This window comes from Rhodanobacter hydrolyticus (assembly GCF_044904645.1).
Window position 1 is genome coordinate 2,952,668 of the sequence record NZ_JADIKK010000008.1, and the last position, 19,977, is coordinate 2,972,644.

A 19,977-nucleotide genomic window follows, 5' to 3' on the forward strand; every position below is an offset into this window, starting at 1 on the left:
GGGATGACGGGCATTTGCCAAAGTGTGATGGCGCGGTGTTGCGCATGCCTGTGGCTGAAGTCAGGTGTCCGAAATGCGACAGGCCCCGCGAACGGGGCCTGTCGTCGTGCCGGGTGGTTCAATGCAGCAGCGGGATGATCAGCAGCGCCACGATATTGATGATCTTGATCAACGGGTTCACCGCGGGGCCGGCGGTGTCCTTGTAGGGGTCGCCCACGGTGTCGCCGGTCACTGCGGCCTTGTGCGCTTCCGAACCCTTGCCACCGTGGTGGCCGTCCTCGATGTACTTCTTGGCGTTGTCCCACGCGCCGCCGCCGGTGGTCATCGAGATCGCCACGAACAGGCCGGTGACGATGGTGCCGATCAACACGCCGCCCAGTGCCTTCGGCCCCAGCAGCAGGCCCACCACGATAGGCACGACCACCGGCAGCAGCGAAGGCACGATCATCTCCCGGATCGCCGAGCGGGTGAGCATGTCCACCGCCTTGTCGTACTGCGGTTTGCCGGTACCGTCCATGATGCCGATGATGTCGCGGAACTGGCGGCGCACTTCTTCCACCACGGCGCCCGCGGCACGGCCCACTGCTTCCATCGCCATCGCGCCGAACAGGTAGGGGATCAGGCCGCCGATCAGCAGGCCGATGATCACCATGTGATCGGAGAGATCGAAGGTGTAGGTCGTGTCCGGATGGTTTACCGCGAGGTTGTGCGTGTAGTCGGCGAACAGGACGAGCGCGGCAAGAGCTGCCGAGCCGATGGCATAGCCCTTGGTCACCGCCTTGGTGGTGTTGCCCACCGCGTCCAGCGGGTCGGTGACGCCGCGCACCTCCGGCGGCAGATCGGCCATCTCGGCAATACCGCCGGCGTTGTCGGTAATCGGCCCGTAGGCGTCCAGCGCCACAATCATGCCGGCCATCGACAGCATCGAGGTCGCCGCGATGGCGATGCCGTACAGGCCGCCGTGCTCGTAGGCGCCCCAGATGGCAATGCAGATCGCCACTACCGGCAGGCCGGTGGCCTTCATCGACACGCCCAGGCCGGCGATGATGTTGGTGCCGTGCCCGGTGGTGGAGGCCTGCGCGATGTGCTTGACCGGCTTGTAGTTGGTGCCGGTGTAGTACTCGGTGATCCACACGATGGCGCCGGTGAGCACCAGCCCGATCAGCGCGCAGAACCACAGGTTCAGGGCGCCGTAGCTGAAGCCGCCCATCAACTGCATGGTGATCGGGTAGAACGCGATGGCCGCCAGCACGCCCGACACCGCCACACCCTTGTACAGCGCGCCCATGATCGAGCCGCCGGGCTTCACGCGCACGAACAGCGTGCCAATGATCGAGGCGATGATGGACACCGCACCCAGCAGCAGCGGATACAGCACGGCAGTGCTGCCCGCATTGGTCAGCGTGAGGCCGCCCAGCAGCATGGTGGCGATCACTGTCACCGCGTAGGTCTCGAACAGGTCGGCGGCCATGCCCGCGCAGTCGCCCACGTTGTCGCCCACGTTGTCGGCAATCACCGCCGGATTGCGCGGGTCGTCTTCGGGGATGCCGGCCTCCACCTTGCCCACGAGGTCGGCGCCCACGTCCGCACCCTTGGTGAAGATGCCGCCGCCGAGGCGGGCGAAGATCGAGATCAGCGAGCTGCCGAAGGCCAGGCCCACCAGAGCGTGCAATGCGTCTTCGCTGGCCACGCCGCTGCGGTCGAGGATCAACCAGTAACCGGCTACGCCCAGCAACGCCAGGCCCACGACCAGCATGCCGGTGATGGCGCCGCCGCGGAATGCCACGTCCATCGCCGGGCCGAGGCCTTGCCGTGCCGCTTCGGCGGTGCGCACGTTGGCGCGCACCGACACGTTCATGCCGATGTAGCCGGCTGCGCCTGACAGCACCGCGCCAATCAGGAACCCGCCCGCGGTGGCCCAGGAAAGGAAGAAACCGATCAGCAGGAACAACACTGCGCCTACCAGGGCAATCGTGCCGTACTGGCGATTGAGATAAGCGCGTGCGCCTACCTGGATCGCCGTGGCGATTTCCTGCATCCGTGCATTGCCCGGCGAGCGCGCGAGAACCCAGCGTGCCGACAAGGCACCATACAAAACTGCCACCACCGCACACGCGAGCACGATCCACCAGCCAAACTGCTGCAGCATCGGAGCCTCCCCATGGTTGTAATGGCCGTCCGGAACGGGCGGTCGAGGGGAGTATAGGCAGAGCCTTGTGTACAACCCGTTGTGCGGCGCAGCGCGCAGCGAGGCGGTTGCGCGTGGACGGTTTGCGCCAAGGCCATGAAGTCGCGATGTCGGATTGCCCCTACGTGCGGAGTGTGACGCTGCGAGATCGACATGCGCACGTGGCACGACATGCCGCTGACACGATGTCTTAGGCATCAGCCGGTTCGTGATGGCGGTATTGCATGTGCGAGGTCGGTTGATCCACCTATGAAGCGGCAGGCGTAGTAGGCTGCGGAAATGAATTCCGCCAGCTTCGCGGCACGCCGTGCCGCCTTTCGCAAGCTGCACGAAAGCAGCTGCTTCATGCTTCCCAATCCCTGGGACCCTGGTTCCGCCCGGGCCTTGCAGCAGCTTGGCTTCAAGGCGTTGGCGACTACCAGTTCGGGCTTCGCGTGGTCGCGTGCGCACGCGGACAACGCGATGGACGTGGATGCGGTGCTGGCGCACTGCCGCGCGATCGTGGCAGCCACCGACTTGCCGGTAAACGCCGACTTCGAGGACGGGCATGCCCGCGACCTCAAGGAACTGGCGGACAACGTGCGTCGTTGCGTCGATACCGGCGTAGCGGGTCTGTCGATCGAGGATTCCACCGGTGACGCCGGGCAGCCGTTGTATGAGCTCGAGGAAGCGGTGGCGCGCATGCGTGCCGCGCGGGCGGCGATCGACGCCTCCGGCCAGGACGTGATGCTGATCGGCCGCGCCGAATGCTTCCTGGTCGGCCATCCCGACCCGTTGGACGAGTCGTTGAAGCGCCTGCGTGCCTATGCCGAAGCCGGTGCGGATTGCCTGTACGCGCCCGGACTGCGTACCCGCGAACAGATCGAGGCGGTGGTGCGTGCCGTCGCGCCGAAGCCGGTCAACGTGCTGGTGGGTTACGCCACACCGTTCACGCAGGATGATCTTGCAAACCTTGGTGTGCGCCGGATCAGCGTGGGCGGCGCACTGGCGGGCGCCGCGTGGGGCGGTTTCCTGCGCGCTGCGCGCGGCCTGGCCGAGGGCCGTTTCGACGGCTTCTCCGACAACGCCACGCATGCGGAGTTGAACGGCCTTTTTTGAGTGGTCATATCGTGACTGCGTCGGTGCGCCGGTCCTGGCACATGGAAGCTGCCGTCAATACATGCCGGTGCTGGCTTCGGATGCCTGTTGACGCACTCTGAGGTATTGCCGCACGGCGATATGCGGGAACCGTGCCGTTTCGTCCACGCCGATCTCGATCAGGTGGTCGTGAGCCAGCAGCAGGAAGCGCACGTTGTCCGAATACGGCGACTCCGCGCCGATGCATTGCATCAGTACCTGCTTGTAACGCAGCTTGGGATCGAGCGGAGCCAGGGCCTCGCGGGCGTGTTGCCCGTTGATGGCGCCCAGCGCGGTGGTTTCCTGGCCGGCAGGCTGCGGCTTCACCGAGTAGGTGGCGCCCCCGCTGTAGCGTAGCGCGCAGTCGTCGACGTTCCCGAACGGCGCTAAGGCTTCGGCCGGCGTCGCGCGTACGGTCATGTGAAAGTCGCCGGTTCGGTCGCGCGTGATGCGGGCATAACCGTTTGCCGGTTGCAGCGGTTGATCCCAGTCCATCGTCCGGCTTTGCAGCTTCCAGGTGCCGAGCCATGCGCGATCGAGCCGTGCCGTGGTGCTGCGCGTGCCCGCGGGTACCCATTCGTGCAGGCCAACGCGGTGCAGCAGGAATACCGCCCAGCGCGGATCCTGCTTCAGGTACGCGTCAATGGATGTCGAAATGGTTGCCAGCGTGTCGTAGAGCTCGCGCCGGAATAGTCCGTCGCCAGTGCCGGAGAGGGTGATCTCGTGCAGCGATGCGCCGGCCAGGGCACGCTTGAACTGTTCGTAGTTCGTGCCGGTGGCAGCGATCTTCTTCATCGATTCGCTGTCGGGCACGTACACCCTGGTTGGACTCGAGCGCCAGTAGTGCGGGCCGGTGTAGACCGTTCCGCTGCCGGCGAAGTACAGGCGACGCCCCCAGGTAAGGAAGCCGGGCGTCAGCGGCTGGCGGTTGAGCTTCAGCGTGGCGAATGCCGCGGTCTTCCAGCCGGCGCTGAATGTGCCTGGCGTCACCGTGAAGGCGATCGGCGCATCCTGCAGCGCGGCTTCGACCAGCGCGTAGTTCCGGTACCACTGCAGGTCGTCGGCATTCATGGCGGCATTGCCGTTGCTCATGACATGCATCGTGTCGAAGCCAAGCGCGCCATGGCGTATCGCATCCAGTGCACGCTGCTGGTTTTCCAGCCGGGTGACGTGCCTGTCGTGTGCCCGCTGCCAATTGGGAAACTGGATGTCCAGTGCAGGTACGAAACCGATGGCGCGCAGGCGCCCGTTGGCGATGGCCCGTTGTGCGGGATCGTCGTCGCAGGTCGAGGCCATGCCGCGCCGATCCAGTGCGCTGGTTGTCGCGCACTGGCGCAGGATCACCTCGGCCACGGGGTCGCCGTGCGCGACCGCGTTGCGGATCGCCGGCAGCCATGCGGCATTGAAGGCGGCAAACAGCGACCGATATGCCGCGCTGCGGCGACGCAGGGCGGCAATGCAGGCATATTCGGCGCGTTGCCCGGCGGCTGTACTGCCGGTAGCGTCGTCGCGCTTGCAGGCCTGTGCTTCCGCCCGCGGACTGTCGTCCACATAGCTCGCTTCCACGACGGCGACGTCGTGGCGAAGGCGCCACACGTCGATGTAGCTGCGTGCATCAACCTTGGGAGCGAACTTTGGCGCCACTGCCCATGCGCATGCAGGCGTGGCGGCCGCGCAAGCCACGACCAGCAACGCGGCCGACGTTGCGCGCAGACGACTCCTCATGTGTTTCCCCTGGTGTGCGCGACCGGCCGTGGTGGCCGATCGGTGCGTGCATCATGCGGTCGAGCGGCAGCGGGTCAAGGGCGCCATGCGGGCAATTTGCGTTCGACCGCGGCGTTTTTCAGGGTTACGTAGCGCGGCAGGCCGTCCGTGCCATAGGGCGGTACTGCTTCGCCCTGGATCAACGGGGCAAGGTAACGGCGTGCGGCGGCGGTGATGCCGAAGCCGTCACGGGCGATGAAACCCTTCGGCATCTTCTTTTCGCGATTGGCGATCTTCGCCAGCGGCGCGGATTCGACCTTCCAGCGGTAGGGCGCGTCGCTGATGCGCACGATCACCGGCATCACGGCGTTCATGCCGGCCAGCGCGCAGTCCACCGCAGCCTTGCCCACGGCATAGGCCTGCTCGGCATCCACCTTCGATGCGGCATGGCGCGCGGAGCGCTGCAGGTAGTCAGGGAGGGCCCAGTGATACTTGTAGCCGAGCTTCTGCTTCACCAGTGCGGCCAGCGTGGGCGCCACGCCGCCGAGCTGCACGTGGCCGAAGGCGTCGTGTGTGCCGGCGTCGGCGAGGAATTGGCCCGCCGAGTTGCGGATGCCTTCGGAGGCGACCACGGTGCACCAGCCCACGCGTTCCACCGTGGCCTTCACCTTGGCGAGGAAGGCGGCCTCCTCGAACACGTTCTCGGGGAACAGGATGACGTGCGGCGCCTCGTCCGGGCCGTTGCCGGCGAGGCCGGCGGCGGCGGCGATCCAGCCGGCGTGGCGGCCCATCACTTCGAGGATGAACACCTTGGTCGAGGTCTCGGCCATCGAGGCCACGTCGAGGCTGGCTTCCAGCGTGGAGATTGCCGTGTACTTCGCCACCGAGCCGAAGCCGGGGCAGCAGTCGGTGACGGCGAGGTCGTTGTCCACCGTCTTGGGCACGCCGATGCAGCGCAGGTCGTAGCCCATGGCCTTGCCGATCTGCGAGAGCTTGAGCGCGGTGTCGGCGGAATCGTTGCCGCCGTTGTAAAGGAACCAGCGAATGTCGTGCGCGCGGAACACCTCGATCAGGCGCTCGTACTCGGCGCGATTGGCCTCCAGCGATTTCAGCTTGTAGCGGCAGCTGCCGAACGCACCGCCCGGCGTGTGGCGCAACGCCGCGATGGCGGCCTTCGATTCCTTGCCTGTGTCGATCAGGTCTTCGCGCAACGCGCCCAGGATGCCGTTGCGCGCAGCGTAGGCTTTTACGCCCCTGGCCCGGGCTGCCTCGATCACGCCGGCAGCCGTGGCATTGATGACGGCGGTCACGCCGCCGGACTGGGCATAGAGCAGCTTGCCTTGGACGGGGCGACGGATCGGCATGGCGAGTCTCCGGTAATGGGCGCGAAGCGCCGTGTGTCGCGGTTTGTTTGACTATTTTGTTTGACTATAACGGGCCGCAAACGCTAACGTGGAACTCATTTCCAGACGAATCGGCGGCCGCTTGCCGTCATTGTGGAGCGATATGCGACTCGTGCTACTCGGCGCGCCCGGCTCGGGCAAGGGTACCCAGGCCGCCCGGCTGAAGACGGACTTGGCCGTGCCGCACATCTCCACCGGCGACATGCTGCGCGCGGCCGTGGCCGCGGGCACACCCATCGGCCTCAAGGCCAAGGCCGTGATGGATGCCGGCAAACTCGTCTCCGACGATATCCTGCTCGCCATGCTGGAAGAGCGCCTGGCCCAGCCCGATGCGAAGAACGGCTTCATACTCGACGGCTACCCGCGCAACCTCGCACAGGCCGATGCGCTCGACCACCTGTTGACCCGCATCCGGCAGCCGCTGGACGCCGTGGTGAAGCTGGAAGTGCCGAACGAGGCGATCATCGCCCGTTGCGAGATCCGCTACGCCGCCGAGCACCGTAAGGACGACGATCCCGCCGTGGTGCGCGACCGCCTCAAGGTCTACGCCGAGCAGACCGCGCCGGTGGCCGACTTCTATGCCCAGCGTGGCAAGCTGCAGGTGGTCGATGGCGTGGGCGAGCTGGACGAGGTCACGGCACGCGTGAAGCGCGCGCTGAGGGTCGAAGAGGCGGCCACCGCTGTTTCGCAAAACGGCGGCTGAGTCCGATGCGCCTGCGGCGCGTGTATGTCGGTTTCTGGCTGCTCGTAGCCCCTGCGCTCGGATGGGCGCAGGGCATGCGCGCATGTCCTGCACCATCTGCGGCGGACTATTACTTCGCTGCCAATACCTTTGTGAATCCTGATTCCAGCACGCCTGCCGGTTCGGCGAAGACGCAGGAACGGAGTGGTGCCGCGGCGACTGTTCATCCGCGGCACGACGACAGTTTCAAGCGCAAATGGTATGCGAGTCAGTTTGCTGCGTTGGGCCTGGATTCGTGGTCCTGCGGTAGGTTCGGCGTGGGGTACCGTTTTGTCTGGCTCAGGACGTTCCATCATCCCATCAGTGTCAGCATCGTGCGGGATGCAGGCGGCTGGATGCTGCGTGCCGTCGAGTTGAACGGTGCCGGCGGCTATCAGCCTGGTGCGGTTTTGCGAACAGCGCGGATCGTACTCGACGCCAGGCAGATTGAAGGCATCCAGCAACAAATCGATGCGGCGCAAGCCTGGTCGCTGCCGGCCCATGTCGATGCTTTGGGCTTCGATGGTGCGCAGTGGATCATCGAGCTGCGCGACGGCGATCGCTATCATGTCATTGATCGGTTATCCCCCAAAAATGGCCCTACACGTGCGCTGGGGCTGGCCTTCCTTGCGCTGACGGGCTGGCAATTCCCCGTGCGTGAAACGTATTGATTGGACGACATGAAACTGCACATCCTCGGCATCTGCGGCACCTTCATGGGCGGCGTCGCCGCGCTGGCGCGCGAGCTTGGCCTCACGGTCGAAGGTTCCGACGCCAACGTCTACCCGCCGATGAGCACCCAGCTCGAAGCACTGGGTATCCGCCTGATGGACGGTTATGCGGCCGGACATCTGCAACCCGCGCCCGATGAGGTGGTGGTGGGCAATGCGATGACGCGTGGCAATCCGGCGGTCGAATACATGCTCGACGCGCAGCTGCGCTACGTCTCCGGCCCGCAATGGCTGGGCGAGACGGTGCTGGCGGGGCGCGAGGTGCTGGCCGTGGCCGGCACCCACGGCAAGACCACCACCACCAGCCTGCTCGCACACCTGCTGGAAAGCGTAGGCATGGCACCGGGCTTTTTGATCGGCGGCGTGCCGGGCAACTTCGGTGTCTCCGCGCGGCTGGGCAGCCGGCAGGCGCCCTTCGTGATCGAGGCGGACGAATACGACACCGCGTTCTTCGACAAGCGCTCGAAGTTCGTGCACTACCGGCCGCGCATCGCCATCCTCAACAACCTCGAATACGACCACGCGGACATCTTCCCCGACGTCGCGGCCATCCAGCGCCAGTTCCACCATCTGGTGCGCACGGTGCCGGGCAATGGTCGGCTGCTCGTCAACGCGCACGACGAGCGTCTTGCCGAGGTGTTGGCGATGGGCTGCTGGACGCCGGTGGAAACCTTCGGCATCGGACAAGGCGACTGGCGGGCCGAGCTGATCGAGGCCGACGGCAGCGTGTTCCGCGTGATGCGCAAGGACGAATTGCTGGGCAATGTGCGTTGGTCGTTGCTGGGCAACCACAGCGTGATGAACGCGTTGGCCGCACTCGCGGCGGCAACGGCGGCGGGCGCGGATCCGCGTGCCTTGCTGCCTGCCTTCGCCAGCTTCGACAGCGTGAAGCGGCGCATGGAGCTGGTGGGCGAAGTGGGCGGCGTGCGCGTATACGACGATTTCGCACATCACCCCACCGCCATTGCCACCACGCTGGCGGGCCTGCGCGCCAGCGTGGGCAAGGCGCGCATCCTGGTGGCGCTGGAGCCGCGTTCGAACTCGATGCGCCTCGGCGCACACGCCGAGGCGCTGGCGCCTTCGCTGGCCGATGCCGATGGCGTGGTGTTCCTGCACCGGCCCGAGTTGGCGTGGGATGCCCAGCGCGTCACCGATGCATTGCAAGGTCGCGGGAATACTGCGCCCAGCGTGGATGCGCTGCTGGCGGCCTTGCGTGCGAAGACGCAACCGGGCGACCACGTGGTGTTCATGTCCAACGGCGGCTTCGAAGGCGCGCCGCGGCGTTTCGTTGAGTTGCTTGAGCGCGGCTGATCAGGCCAGCGGTGCATCGAAGCTTGGCGGCCGGCGTAGATATTCCCGCCGTGCCGACGTCCAGACGCCGAGCCCGAAACCCAGGGTGACCAGCAGCAGCGCAGTGCTGCCGAAGGCCAGGCCCAGTGCGCCCAGCAACCAGTAACCGCCCCAGTACACCGCCATTCCGCCCAACGTCACGACCAGGTCGACCACGCCGCGTCCCAGGTTGCCCTCGGGGCCGATCAGGTGCACCGCGAGCGCGGTGAGGCTGGTACCGACGCTCACGATGGCTGCGGTGACCAGCATGCGCACCGGCTCCGCGGCATGGGTGAGCACGATGCCCAGGCCGGTATAGGCCATGGTGCTGAGCGCGGTGATCGGCACCAGCACCACCAGCGCGTCGATCAGCGTCTGCTGATAGTCGGCGCGGGTCGGCGGCGCCAGCGTGAGGTAGAGGTCGGCGAGATTCGGTCGCATCTGCCGCATGCCGCGGCCGAGCTGCGGGAAGCGCGACAGGCCCAGCAGGATCGCGTAGGCGCCCACCACCACCGCGTTGAAATGCTGGCGATGCATCACCGCCAGCACGTAGAACGCTACGATGGCTGCCACCAGCACCAGGCGCAGCGCGATCGCCTGCGGATTGTCGTGCGGCAGCAGCAGTCGGCGCACCAGCACCATGCGCAGCCGCCACGTGGGCTTCGCGCGATAGCGCGCCAGCGCCTGTTCCATCGCACGTTGCGAGGTGTTGTCGAAGATCGCGCCGATGCGCTTGGCCAGCTTGCCGCGGCGGACTGGCGTACCGTCGAGGGCGCGTGCGCGCGAACGGCCGAGCTGGGCGTTCTCCAGCGGCGAGGCACCGGGCTCCTGGTCGTCGATGCGCAGCATCGAGCGCAGGCTGAGGCGTGTGATCAGCGTCGCCAGCAACAGCGCCAGCGGCGCGGTCCAGGGCGAGGCGATCATCGCCTTGGCAATCTGGCCAGCCAGCCCCGGTTGCCAGCCGGCCAGCACGAACAGGACCCAGACCAGCAGGTTGACGTAGCGCGCCGAGCTGGCGGCCAGCCCGATGGATGCCAGCAGCAGGATGCATGCGCCGCCCAGCAACGCATGCGGCAGGCCCATCAACAGCGCGGTCACCATGGGCAGGAGCGCCCACTGCGCGACTTGCAAGCCGCCCATCAAGGCAAGCCGCCAGCGGAAGTCCGGCAACAGAAAACTCTCCGGCCGGCATAGCCCGCGCAGGCACATGCCCAGCATGGTGAACCAGAACCAGGTGCCGAAGCCGAGCAGCGTGGCGGCCACGCCGGCAATGCCCGCGCCGACTGCGGGAACGCAGCCAAGCAGGATCGCGGCGACCAGCCATACCAGCTGCAACAGCAGTGCACCGACCAGCAGTTGCCGGCATGGCTGCAGCCACAACTGCCACACCGCCCTCATGCCAGCTCCACGAAAAGGTCTTCCAGGGTGGGCATCTCGATGCGCAGCGTGGCGCCTTCGCGCGTGGCCAATGCTTGCAGGCTTTCAGTGTTTGCATCCTCCACCAGCAACTGCGCTTCGTCGCCCTTGAGCGAAGCCTTCAGCAGGCCGGCGACTACCGGCGCGTGGGACCAGCCGCCGTCGCGCACGAGCACCGCGCGACGCAGGTGTTCGCGCAGCTCCGCCAGCGGACGGGTGAACTGGATCGCGCCGTCGCGCAGCAGGGTGATGTCGGCGTCGGCGCGTTCGAGGTCGGCGGTGATGTGGGTGGAGAAGATCACTGTCTTGCCTGGCGCCTTCATCAGCTCCAGCAGCTCGGCCATGAAGGCACGGCGTGCCTGCGGGTCGAGGCTGGCCACCGGTTCGTCCAGCACCAGCAGGTCGGGTTCGGGCGCGATGGCGCGCACGATGGCCAGCTTCTGCCGCTGGCCCTGCGAGAGTTCGCCGATCTTCTGCTTCGGGTCGAGTTGCCAGTCGCCGAGCAGGCGCTCGGCCAACGCATGGTTCCAGCGCGCGTAGAACGCCGCGGTGAAGTCGAGGTAGGCGCGCACCTTCATCCATGGGAACAGGTCGAAGGTCTGCGGCACGAAACCGATGCGGTGCATGCGCTCGCCGCCGGGCTCGGTCATCAACTCGCCGAACAGTTCCACCGTTCCGGCGTCGATGGGCGAGAGGCCGAGCAGGCAACGCAGCAGGGTAGTCTTGCCCGCGCCGTTCCGGCCGAGCAGGCCGATCACGCGTCCGCAGGGCACTTCCCAGTCGATGCCGCGCAACACTTCGCGCTGTTTGAAGGATTTGCGCAGGCCGCTCACGCGCAGTACGGATTCGGTCCGCGTGTCGGCGAAAGGCGGTGTAGTGATGAGGGTGGACATCCTTGCGCAAACTCCCCGTTGGCGTGGCGGCTAATGTGCCGTTGCGCGGTGGACCCGTCCAGTGGGATGCGGTGCCGGACGCGATATCCTGCCGGAATTCCAATCAGGCCGATTCCGCCATGAGCAACCTCTCCGGCAAAACCCTGTTCATCACCGGCGCCTCGCGCGGCATCGGCTTGGCGATTGCGCTGCGCGCCGCGCGTGACGGAGCCAATGTCGTGATCGCCGCAAAGAGCGGCGTGCCGAATCCCAAGTTGCCCGGCACCATCCACACCGCGGCGGCAGCGATCGAAGAAGCAGGCGGCCAGGCGCTGGCGATCAGGTGCGACATCCGCGAGGAGGCCGAGGTGCACGCCGCGGCGGCCCAGGCGGCCGATCGTTTCGGTGGCATCGACATCGTGGTCAACAACGCCAGCGCGATCTGGCTGGCTGGCGTGGAAGGCACGCCGATGAAGCGCTTCGATCTGATGCACCAGGTCAACACGCGCGGTACCTTCCTGGTCACGCAGGCCTGCCTGCCGTACCTGAAGAAGGCGATCAATCCGCATGTGCTGATGCTGGCGCCGCCGCCTACGCTCGATCAGAAATGGTTCGCTCCGCACACTGCTTACACGATTGCCAAGATGGGGATGAGCCTGTGCGTACTGGGTATGAGTGCGGAACTGGCCCCGCGGGGCATCGCGGTGAACGCCTTGTGGCCGCGCACGGTGATCGCCACCGCCGCCATTGCGATGATCGAAGGCGTGAAGCCCGAGCATTGCCGTACGCCGGAGATCGTGGCCGATGCGGCACATGCCATCCTCACCCGTCCCGCACGCGGATACACGGGCCGGTTCGCCATCGACGAAGACGTGCTGCGCGAGACTGGCCTGAGCGATTTCGACCGTTACGCAGTGCAACCGGGGCAGCCGTTGTTGCCCGATCTTTTCCTGGGCTGAGTTCACGCACCAGACATGGCTGGCCGGTTCTCCAGCGCCGATTTGCCGTTGTTCCCGCTATCCACCGTGCTGTATCCGGGCGGGCGGCTGGAACTGCGCGTCTTCGAGCCGCGCTACCTGGACCTGGTGCGTGAATGCTCGCGCGATGGCAGCGGTTTCGGCGTCTGCCTGATCCTCGCCGGACGCGAGACGGGCGAACCGGCCTTGCCGGCAGCCGTGGGCACGTTGGCGCATATCGTGGATTTCCACTGCGGCGCCGATGGCCTGCTCGGCATCGTGGCCAAGGGCGGCCGGCGCTTCCGGGTGAGGGGCACGCGGATACGTTCGGACGGCCAGTTGCGCGGCGAAGTGGAGTGGTGGCCGGAGGAGGCGCCCGCATCGGTGCCGGTGGAGCTCGCGTTACTGCAGACGATTGCCGAACGCCTGGTCGAAGCGATGGCTCCGCAATGGCGAAGTGCGCCGCGCACCTGCTACGACGACGCGCGCTGGCTGGGTTTCCGGCTGGCCGAACTGTTGCCGCTGGGCGGCGACGAACGTCAACGCCTGCTGGAAATGACCGATCCCTTGCAACGCCTGGCCGAATTGCGCGACATCCTGCCGCGATTCCAGAAGGCCTGAATCCGCCCGGTGACGTTGGGGAAAGCCGTCTTCTGGCAGCGCTCATCAAGCAAGCCCCGTGCCTGACGCCGGAAGCGTCGCTTCGTGGCCGTTGTTACGCCACTGACTTCATCGCGGGTCTACAATCCGCGCCGAATGACAATCAGGCATGGAGCCGCCACACGCGTGTCGCCAGGGGGAAGCGGCACGTGGCGATCGGAATCCGGGGAGTGGGGACAATGGACGCCACGGGCTCGAGGCGTTTGGGGTGCGTGATCTGGTTCGGGCAACCGGAAGCCCAGGAGTGCAGCGGCCTGACTGAAGCCGGATGGAATGTCCGGGTCGCCGGCGGCGACGTCTGCGTCAAGGTGCGCGAAGGCGGCGGCATGGTGGCGCTGGCGGATCTGCGCCAGGGTGATGCCCACCTGTTGCAGGCGATGCAGCAGCTGATGACGGATTGCCCCTCGGTGCCGTGGATTGCCCTGATCCCGCTCGACATGCCGGCACGACGTCCGCAGGTCAAGCGCATCCTGCAGGGGTGCCGGGATTTCTTCAGCGCGCCGCTGGATTTGCCGCGCCTGCTCGTTGCGTTGGAACAGGCGGCCGGCATTCCGTCGCGCGGAGCCGAGGTGGCAACCGACCTGCCTGAACTGGTGGGGCGCAGCGCGCCGGTGGCGGCGGTGGTGGCCAGCCTGCGCAAATACGCGCCGATCGATCTGCCGGTGCTGATCACGGGCGAAACCGGCGTCGGCAAGGAAGTGGCCGCCCGCGTGTTGCACCGGCTTTCGATCCGCGCCATGCAGCCGTTCGTGGCGATCAATTGCGGTGCGTTGCCGCCCAACCTGGTCCAGTCCGAACTGTTCGGCCACGAGCGCGGCGCATTCACCGGCGCCACCGCGCGGCGGATCGGGCACATCGAGAGTGCCGCTGGCGGCACCATTCTGCTGGACGAAGTCGGTGATCTGCCGCTGGACGCGCAGATCAACCTGCTGCGCTTCCTGCAGGAGGGCGTGCTGCAACGCGTGGGCAACAGCCGGTCGGTCGAGGTCGACGTACGCGTGATGGCCGCCACCCACCTGGACCTGGAGCATGCCGTGGCGGCCGGGCGCTTCCGCGAGGACCTCTACTACCGGCTCAACGTCCTGCGACTGCAGATACCGCCACTACGCGAGCGCGGTGACGATGTGGATTTGCTGGCGCATCGTTTTCTCGAGCGCTTCCGCGCGCGGCAGGTCTGCGCCGCCAGCGGCTTCGAAAGCGTGGCATTGCGTGCGATGCATCGATACCCCTGGCCTGGCAACGTGCGTGAGCTGCGGAATCGGGTACAGCGCGCCGCGGTGATGGCGGAAGGTCCGCTCATCAGCGCCACCGACCTGGCGTTGCCGGGCGATACGGAGGAGCGCGACCTCCCGGCGGTCACCAGTCTTGGCGTCTTCCGTGCATCGGCCGAGCGCGAGGTCATCGCTGCCTGTCTGCGCGAGTGCCGGTTCAACATCAGCGAGTGCGCGCGGCGCCTGCAGGTATCCCGGGTCACCATGTATCGCCTGTGCAAGAAATATCAGTTGGAACTGCGCGCGCCCTAGCGCGGCGCGGACAGGCACGCGCGCGTGACGCGATGGCGTCCGGTCGTGGCTTTGCGTCGGGTTCGACTTCTGATTCGGCGACCGCGCGTGGATAATGGCGGCCTGACGCGCATTACCAGGCCGCCCCTGCGATCGCGGGCGTTTCGCGACGCTCCGGATGAGCATGGGCACATGGCCAGGCGCAATCCGGAGTGCCCCATGCAGCAACATGATTCGTCCCCATCCCTGATCGACCTCGGCAAGCGTTACTGGCTGCCGGTGTACAAGCCGCGCGATGTGGTGCTCGACCACGGCAAAGGGGCGCGGGTGTGGGATACCGAAGGGCGCGATTTCGTCGATTTCGGCGCCGGTATTGCGGTGAACGCGCTGGGCCATGGCGATCCCGACCTGCTTGCCGCGCTCACTGCGCAGGCCGGCAAGCTCTGGCATGCCAGCAACGTGTTCTGGACCGAGCCGCCGCTGCGCCTTGCGGAGGAACTGGTGCAGGCGAGCGGCTTCGCCGAACGCGTGTTCCTGTGCAACTCCGGCGCCGAGGCGAACGAGGCAGCGATCAAGCTGGTGCGCAAATGGGCGGCAGCGCAGGGGCGCGCACCGGAGCGGCGCGTGATCGTCACCTTCAAGGGCTCGTTCCACGGCCGCACGCTTGCCACGGTCACTGCCACCGCGCAGCCGAAATACCAGGAAGGCTACGAGCCGCTGCCGGCCGGCTTCCGCTACCTCGATTTCAATGACGTCGTTGCATTGAAGGCCGCCTTTGTTGCCGGTGACGTGGCTGCGGTGATGTTGGAGCCGGTGCAGGGCGAGGGCGGCGTGGTGCCGGCCGCGCCGGGCTTCCTCAAGCGCGTGCGCGAGCTGTGCGATGAGCATGGCGCGCTGCTGGTGCTGGACGAGATCCAGTGCGGCATGGGGCGCACTGGCGCGCTGTTCGCGCACGCGCATGACGATGTGCAGCCGGACATCGTGACCCTGGCAAAGGCGCTGGGTTGCGGCTTCCCGATCGGCGCGATGCTGGCGGGCGCGAAGGTGGCTGAAGTGATGCAGTACGGTGCGCACGGCACCACCTTCGGCGGCAACCCGATGGCGGCCGCTGTGGCTCGCGTGGCGTTGCGCAAGCTGGGATCAGCGGACGTGCTGGCCAACGTGGCGCGGCAGGCGGATGTGCTGCGGGCCGGGTTGGAGAACATCAACCGCGAGCTGCACTTGTTCGACGAAGTACGCGGTCGCGGCCTGATGATCGGAGCGGTGCTGGCGGGGGTGCACAAGGGCAAGGCCGGCGTGATCCTGGATCACGCGGCCGCCCACGGCCTGCTGGTGCTTCAGGCGGGTCCGGACGTGCTGCGCTTCGTGCCGCCGCTGACGATCAATGACGAAGAAATGGCGGAAGGCCTTAGGCGGTTGCATGCCGCGCTCGCCGCGTTCGCGGCAGCATGAGCAGGATGCCTTTTCCGCTCTGAGTGATGGCGGCAGACAAATGGCGGCCAGCATCGTTGCTGAAAACGGCGACATCCTGGCCGTCATGGATCTGCGCCAAGCCAAGCCAAGACGTGCAGTGCCGGGGCAGGTACTGGTGTTGCCGCGTCGTCTACACGTTGACTGCGGAAGACATGGCGGCAGCGTTGCGCAGGGCGCAACGTGTGGCGCGGGCGTTGCGGGAAGAGTTCGAGCTGGTGGGCCTCAATCTGTGGCAATCCAGCGGGTGTACGGAGGTCCAGTAGGTGTTCATCCGACTGCCCGTACAACCACGCCGCACACCTGATGGCTTGCTTCGGCTCAATTCCGGAGATGTGCGAAGCCGGCGCTGGTGGAAGTGCTTGGCGTATGGGCACAGGCCTTGCGGTAAGGCATCCGCGGTTTAGCGGATGTCGATTGGTATGATCGAGACCTCCCTCCGGCGACAATCGGCCGAAAATCATGAAATACCTACACACCATGGTGCGCGTGCGCGACCTCGACGCTTCGCTGCGTTTCTATTGCGAAGGACTTGGCCTCAAGGAGGCTCACCGCAAGGATGTGCCCGAGGGCAAGTACACCCTGGTGTTCCTCGCCGCACCGGACAGCCCCGAGGCCGAGATCGAGCTCACCTACAACTGGGGTTCCACCGAGGACTACGGCAGCGCGCGCAACTTCGGCCACCTGGCCTTCCGCGTGGAAGACATCTACGCTACCTGTGAACGCCTGCAGGCGATGGGGTGCATCATCCACCGCCCGCCGCGCGACGGCCACATGGCTTTCGTGCGTTCGCCCGATATGATTTCCATCGAACTGTTGCAGGATGGCCATCTGCCGCCGCAGGAGCCTTGGGCGTCGATGCCCAACATCGGCAGCTGGTGAGGTCTGGCGCGCCGCTTGTGCGTGGGCGGTGCCCGCTTCAGCCTTTCGCCTCGGCCAGCGCCTCGCGCGCGGCCTGCAAGGTGTCGGCGATGTCCTGGTCCGAATGCGCGCTGGAGAGGAAGCCCGCTTCGAATGCGCTGGGCGCGAGGTATATGCCGCGCTTCAGCACGCCATGGAAGAAACGGTTGAACAGCGCGGTGTCGGCCGTGGTGGCCTGCGCGTAGCTGCTCACCTGCTCAGCGCTGAAGAACAGACCGAACATGCCGCCCACGCGGTTGGTGCTGAATGGCACGCCCGCTTCGTCGGCTACCAACTGGAAGCCATCACACAGCAGGCGTGTCCGTGCGGCGAGCGTGTCATAGAAACCGGCCACCTGGATCAGCTCCAGCATCGCCAGGCCCGCCGCCATCGCTACCGGATTGCCGCTTAGCGTGCCGGCCTGGTAGATCGGACCACTGGGCGCGATTTGTTCCATCAGGTCGCGGCGACCGCCATAGGCGCCCACCGGCATGCCGCCGCCGATGATCTTGCCGAACGTGGTGAGGTCGGGCGTCACGCCATACAGCACCTGCGCGCCGCCCAGCGCCACGCGGAAGCCGGTCATCACTTCGTCGAAGATCAGCAGCGCGCCGTGCCGCGTGCACAGTTCGCGCAGGCCCTGCAGGTAGCCGTCCACCGGCGGGATGCAGTTCATGTTGCCGGCGACGGGCTCGATGATGAGGCCGGCGATGTCGTCGCCCTGTTCGGCGAACAGGGCCTGCGCCGCGGCCAGGTCGTTGTACGGCAGGGTGAGCGTGAGGTCGGCGCTGGCCTTGGGTACGCCGGGCGAGGTGGGCACGCCGAAGGTGAGCGCGCCGGAGCCGGCCTTCACCAGGAAGCTGTCGCCGTGGCCGTGGTAGCAGCCTTCGAACTTCACGATCTTCGCGCGGCCGGTGGCGCCGCGGGCGAGACGGATCGCCGACATAGTGGCCTCGGTGCCGGAGTTCACCATGCGCACCATTTCCACCGACGGAACCAGCTTCGTGATGGTCTCGGCCATGGTCACTTCGGCCGGGCAGGGCGTGCCGAAGGAGAGACCGTCCTTCACCGCGCGTTCCACTGCTTCGCGTACCGCAGGATGGTTGTGACCGACGACCATCGGGCCCCATGAGCCCACATAATCGATATAGCGCGTGCCCTCCACGTCCCACAGGTACGCGCCATCGGCGCGCGCGGTGAAGAACGGTTCGCCGCCCACGGACTTGAATGCGCGCACCGGCGAGTTCACGCCGCCGGGAAGGCGTTGCAGGGCGCGCTGGAACAATTCGTGGTTGGTGCTCATCAGGGAGTTCTCGATCAATCGGGTGGATAGAGGTGGGCGAAGCGCTGCGCGGCAGCGCACACGTCGGGCATGGCGAAAACCGCCGAAATCACGGCGAGGAAATCCGCGCCCGCATCGACCAGCGAAGGCGCATTGTCCGGCGTGATGCCGCCAATCGCCACCCGCGGCACGCCCAGCGTGGCGCTCTGCCGCAGCAGCGCTGGCGATGCGCGCACCGCATGGGGCTTGGTGGGCGACGGAAAGAATGCGCCGAAAGCCACGTAATCGGCGCCGGCCGCAGCGGCGGCACGGGCGAGCTCGAACGAGTCGTAGCACGACACGCCGATGATCGAATGGTCGCCCAGCACGGCACGCGCAGCCGCAACATCGCCGTCGTCACGGCCAAGGTGCACACCGGCGGCGCCTGTCGCAGCGGCAAGCACGACGTCATCATTGATGATGAGCGGTACGGCATGCACGTCGCACAGCTGCTTGAGCGCGACGGCTTCGGCATGGCGCCGTGTGGTATCCGTGGTCTTGTCACGGTATTGCAGCACGCGCGCACCACCGGCCAGTGCCTGTGACGCTACATCGAGCAGGTCGGTTCGGGGCCCGTCGGTGATCGCATACAGGCCGTGATTCGGGAATCGGGTTGTAATCATTGCGCAGCTTCCGCAACGGCAGTCGAGTTGCGAGAATGCACCATTCACCCTTGAACAAAGAAGTCCGACGATGAGCGACAGTGCAAGCGAGATTCCCGGTCAGCGCAAGTGGATGTGTGTGGTTTGCGGCTACATCTACGATGAGGTGCTGGGTGTGCCGGAAGAAGGCATCGAGCCTGGCACGCGCTGGGAAGACGTGCCCGAGACCTGGACTTGCCCGGATTGCGGCGCCACCAAGAGCGACTTCGAGATGATCGAGGTCGACTGATCGCCGATTCCCGTCAGCAGGCGGCCCGATTTCGCCATCTTCCCGCCTGCGAACGGGCCTGCCGATCCGCTGAGATGCTTCCACGCGCATGCCATGCGCGTTTTGCCGGAAGCACCATCATGCAGCAGTTCATTCCGTTTGAAGACGAGTGGGACATGCTCGACGCACTTCGTATGGATGCCTTGACCCCTTATCGCGTCGGTCTTGTCGTCGTTCAGTCCACTGGACCCACGTCGCCTCTGATCGCCAGCATGTCGCCGTCGCGCACGCCTAGCCGTTTGACCGTACCTGCCGATAGCTCCAGCACGTAACGCGCTGGCCCCGTGCTGGGATAGATCGGGCAAGGATCGACCTTGCACGGCGGCACGTCCAATTGCGCAGACACGAGTTTGCGCTCGGCATCGAAGTACAGGATGTCGAGCGGGATCAGCGTGTTCTTCATCCAGAATCCGCGTGGTGCCGTGTCGGGAAACACGAACAGCATGCCGTGATTCGCAGCCAGCGCCGTGCGCATCATCAAGCCATGCTCGCGAGCCGCTTCATCAGTAGCCAGTTCGGCTGTGAATTGCTGCCCGTGCAGGGTTACGGCGACAGGGCCTGTTTCATGCGATGCCACGCAGGCGCTGCAGGCCAGGGCGAGCAGAGATGCGACGGTCAGCGGCTTCAGCATGATGCGCGTGTTTGCTTAGATGACGTGTCTGCGAAGTGTATGTCGATGAAGCGGCGCATCTGCCTAAGAATTTTTTCGCAACCCCTTCACAGCCGTGCAGCGCGGCGCTATGATTCTCGCCCCTTCG

18 protein-coding genes are annotated in these 19,977 nt (G+C 66.2%); 10 read left to right on the plus strand and 8 right to left on the minus strand.

What is annotated here, in order from left to right; genetic code table 11:
• Positions 1-118: 118 nt before the first annotated feature.
• Complete coding sequence (locus tag ISP25_RS15825; protein WP_192158159.1) at positions 119-2,149, minus strand: sodium-translocating pyrophosphatase; 2,031 nt, start codon at positions 2,147-2,149, stop codon at positions 119-121.
• Positions 2,150-2,467: 318 nt separating this feature from the next.
• Here ISP25_RS15825 and ISP25_RS15830 point away from each other — a divergent pair, with 318 nt between their 5' ends.
• Positions 2,468-3,286, plus strand: a complete 819-nt coding sequence (locus tag ISP25_RS15830) for an isocitrate lyase/PEP mutase family protein (protein WP_404615244.1) — start codon at positions 2,468-2,470, stop codon at positions 3,284-3,286.
• A gap of 54 nt (positions 3,287-3,340) precedes the next feature.
• Here ISP25_RS15830 and ISP25_RS15835 read toward each other — a convergent pair whose 3' ends face one another.
• Both ISP25_RS15835 and ISP25_RS15840 read right to left on the minus strand, forming a co-directional pair.
• Complete coding sequence (locus tag ISP25_RS15835; protein ID WP_404615246.1) at positions 3,341-5,029, minus strand: hypothetical protein; 1,689 nt, start codon at positions 5,027-5,029, stop codon at positions 3,341-3,343.
• Between the two features lie 74 nt (positions 5,030-5,103).
• Positions 5,104-6,372, minus strand: a complete 1,269-nt coding sequence (locus ISP25_RS15840; RefSeq protein WP_404615248.1) for a 6-phosphofructokinase — start codon at positions 6,370-6,372, stop codon at positions 5,104-5,106.
• A gap of 142 nt (positions 6,373-6,514) precedes the next feature.
• On the opposite strand from ISP25_RS15840, the gene ISP25_RS15845 reads away from it, so the two are divergent.
• From ISP25_RS15845 to mpl, 3 genes are read left to right on the plus strand one after another with little or no spacing between them, the layout of a single operon-like run.
• Entirely contained in the window at positions 6,515-7,114 is a 600-nt protein-coding gene (locus ISP25_RS15845; RefSeq protein WP_404615250.1) for an adenylate kinase, read from the plus strand.
• A gap of 5 nt (positions 7,115-7,119) precedes the next feature.
• Positions 7,120-7,803, plus strand: a complete 684-nt coding sequence (locus tag ISP25_RS15850; RefSeq protein WP_404615252.1) for a hypothetical protein — start codon at positions 7,120-7,122, stop codon at positions 7,801-7,803.
• 9 nt (positions 7,804-7,812) lie between these two features.
• A complete protein-coding gene (gene mpl / locus ISP25_RS15855; RefSeq protein ID WP_404615254.1) occupies positions 7,813-9,174 on the plus strand; it encodes a UDP-N-acetylmuramate:L-alanyl-gamma-D-glutamyl-meso-diaminopimelate ligase in 1,362 nt (453 codons plus the stop codon).
• Here the strand turns inward: mpl and ISP25_RS15860 are convergent, their stop codons facing one another.
• Both ISP25_RS15860 and ISP25_RS15865 read right to left on the minus strand, forming a co-directional pair.
• The gene (locus tag ISP25_RS15860; RefSeq protein ID WP_404615256.1) at positions 9,175-10,590 is read right to left on the minus strand and encodes a hypothetical protein; all 1,416 of its coding nucleotides are present in this window, start codon (positions 10,588-10,590) and stop codon (positions 9,175-9,177) included.
• A complete protein-coding gene (locus ISP25_RS15865) occupies positions 10,587-11,501 on the minus strand; it encodes an ABC transporter ATP-binding protein (protein WP_192158175.1) in 915 nt (304 codons plus the stop codon). The genes ISP25_RS15860 and ISP25_RS15865 overlap by 4 nt, the downstream gene beginning before the upstream one ends.
• 119 nt (positions 11,502-11,620) lie before the next feature.
• Between ISP25_RS15865 and ISP25_RS15870 the strand changes: the two genes are divergently transcribed.
• From ISP25_RS15870 to ISP25_RS15890, 5 genes are all read left to right on the plus strand, one after another.
• Positions 11,621-12,439, plus strand: a complete 819-nt coding sequence (locus tag ISP25_RS15870; RefSeq protein WP_404615260.1) for an SDR family oxidoreductase — start codon at positions 11,621-11,623, stop codon at positions 12,437-12,439.
• Between the two features lie 15 nt (positions 12,440-12,454).
• On the plus strand, positions 12,455-13,057 hold the full coding sequence (locus tag ISP25_RS15875) for an LON peptidase substrate-binding domain-containing protein (protein ID WP_404615262.1): 603 nt from the start codon (positions 12,455-12,457) through the stop codon (positions 13,055-13,057).
• A gap of 251 nt (positions 13,058-13,308) precedes the next feature.
• On the plus strand, positions 13,309-14,619 hold the full coding sequence (locus ISP25_RS15880; RefSeq protein WP_404615264.1) for a sigma-54 dependent transcriptional regulator: 1,311 nt from the start codon (positions 13,309-13,311) through the stop codon (positions 14,617-14,619).
• Positions 14,620-14,817: 198 nt separating this feature from the next.
• The gene (locus ISP25_RS15885) at positions 14,818-16,050 is read left to right on the plus strand and encodes an acetylornithine/succinylornithine family transaminase (RefSeq protein ID WP_404615265.1); all 1,233 of its coding nucleotides are present in this window, start codon (positions 14,818-14,820) and stop codon (positions 16,048-16,050) included.
• 480 nt (positions 16,051-16,530) lie between these two features.
• Positions 16,531-16,950: a VOC family protein gene (locus ISP25_RS15890; RefSeq protein WP_404615267.1), complete on the plus strand. Its 420-nt coding sequence runs from the start codon at positions 16,531-16,533 to the stop codon at positions 16,948-16,950.
• Positions 16,951-16,987: 37 nt separating this feature from the next.
• Here the strand turns inward: ISP25_RS15890 and hemL are convergent, their stop codons facing one another.
• Together hemL and thiE are read right to left on the minus strand one after the other, a co-directional pair.
• Positions 16,988-18,271, minus strand: coding sequence for a glutamate-1-semialdehyde 2,1-aminomutase (gene hemL, locus ISP25_RS15895; protein WP_404615269.1), 1,284 nt, complete (start codon positions 18,269-18,271; stop codon positions 16,988-16,990).
• 14 nt (positions 18,272-18,285) lie between these two features.
• Positions 18,286-18,912 (minus strand): thiamine phosphate synthase, encoded by a 627-nt coding sequence (thiE, locus tag ISP25_RS15900; protein WP_404615271.1) that lies wholly within the window; start codon positions 18,910-18,912, stop codon positions 18,286-18,288.
• Between the two features lie 70 nt (positions 18,913-18,982).
• Here thiE and ISP25_RS15905 point away from each other — a divergent pair, with 70 nt between their 5' ends.
• The gene (locus tag ISP25_RS15905) at positions 18,983-19,180 is read left to right on the plus strand and encodes a rubredoxin (protein ID WP_404615273.1); all 198 of its coding nucleotides are present in this window, start codon (positions 18,983-18,985) and stop codon (positions 19,178-19,180) included.
• A 214-nt stretch (positions 19,181-19,394) separates the two neighbouring features.
• On the opposite strand, the gene ISP25_RS15910 is transcribed toward ISP25_RS15905, so the two are convergent.
• Positions 19,395-19,850, minus strand: coding sequence for a DUF192 domain-containing protein (locus ISP25_RS15910; protein WP_192158194.1), 456 nt, complete (start codon positions 19,848-19,850; stop codon positions 19,395-19,397).
• Between the last annotated feature and the right edge of the window lie 127 nt (positions 19,851-19,977).

Bases quoted from the DNA above. Each gene is read 5' to 3' on its own strand.
- thiE (WP_404615271.1), bottom strand. From the start codon at position 18,912: ATGATTACAACCCGATTCCCGAATCACGGCCTGTATGCGATCACCGAC.
- ISP25_RS15860 (WP_404615256.1), bottom strand. From the start codon at position 10,590: ATGAGGGCGGTGTGGCAGTTGTGGCTGCAGCCATGCCGGCAACTGCTG.
- ISP25_RS15890 (WP_404615267.1), top strand. From the start codon at position 16,531: ATGAAATACCTACACACCATGGTGCGCGTGCGCGACCTCGACGCTTCG.
- ISP25_RS15865 (WP_192158175.1), bottom strand. From the start codon at position 11,501: ATGTCCACCCTCATCACTACACCGCCTTTCGCCGACACGCGGACCGAA.
- ISP25_RS15835 (WP_404615246.1), bottom strand. From the start codon at position 5,029: ATGAGGAGTCGTCTGCGCGCAACGTCGGCCGCGTTGCTGGTCGTGGCT.
- ISP25_RS15840 (WP_404615248.1), bottom strand. From the start codon at position 6,372: ATGCCGATCCGTCGCCCCGTCCAAGGCAAGCTGCTCTATGCCCAGTCC.
- ISP25_RS15825 (WP_192158159.1), bottom strand. From the start codon at position 2,149: ATGCTGCAGCAGTTTGGCTGGTGGATCGTGCTCGCGTGTGCGGTGGTG.
- ISP25_RS15845 (WP_404615250.1), top strand. From the start codon at position 6,515: ATGCGACTCGTGCTACTCGGCGCGCCCGGCTCGGGCAAGGGTACCCAG.
- hemL (WP_404615269.1), bottom strand. From the start codon at position 18,271: ATGAGCACCAACCACGAATTGTTCCAGCGCGCCCTGCAACGCCTTCCC.
- ISP25_RS15885 (WP_404615265.1), top strand. From the start codon at position 14,818: ATGCAGCAACATGATTCGTCCCCATCCCTGATCGACCTCGGCAAGCGT.
- ISP25_RS15910 (WP_192158194.1), bottom strand. From the start codon at position 19,850: ATGCTGAAGCCGCTGACCGTCGCATCTCTGCTCGCCCTGGCCTGCAGC.
- ISP25_RS15850 (WP_404615252.1), top strand. From the start codon at position 7,120: ATGCGCCTGCGGCGCGTGTATGTCGGTTTCTGGCTGCTCGTAGCCCCT.
- ISP25_RS15875 (WP_404615262.1), top strand. From the start codon at position 12,455: ATGGCTGGCCGGTTCTCCAGCGCCGATTTGCCGTTGTTCCCGCTATCC.
- mpl (WP_404615254.1), top strand. From the start codon at position 7,813: ATGAAACTGCACATCCTCGGCATCTGCGGCACCTTCATGGGCGGCGTC.
- ISP25_RS15870 (WP_404615260.1), top strand. From the start codon at position 11,621: ATGAGCAACCTCTCCGGCAAAACCCTGTTCATCACCGGCGCCTCGCGC.
- ISP25_RS15905 (WP_404615273.1), top strand. From the start codon at position 18,983: ATGAGCGACAGTGCAAGCGAGATTCCCGGTCAGCGCAAGTGGATGTGT.
- ISP25_RS15830 (WP_404615244.1), top strand. From the start codon at position 2,468: ATGAATTCCGCCAGCTTCGCGGCACGCCGTGCCGCCTTTCGCAAGCTG.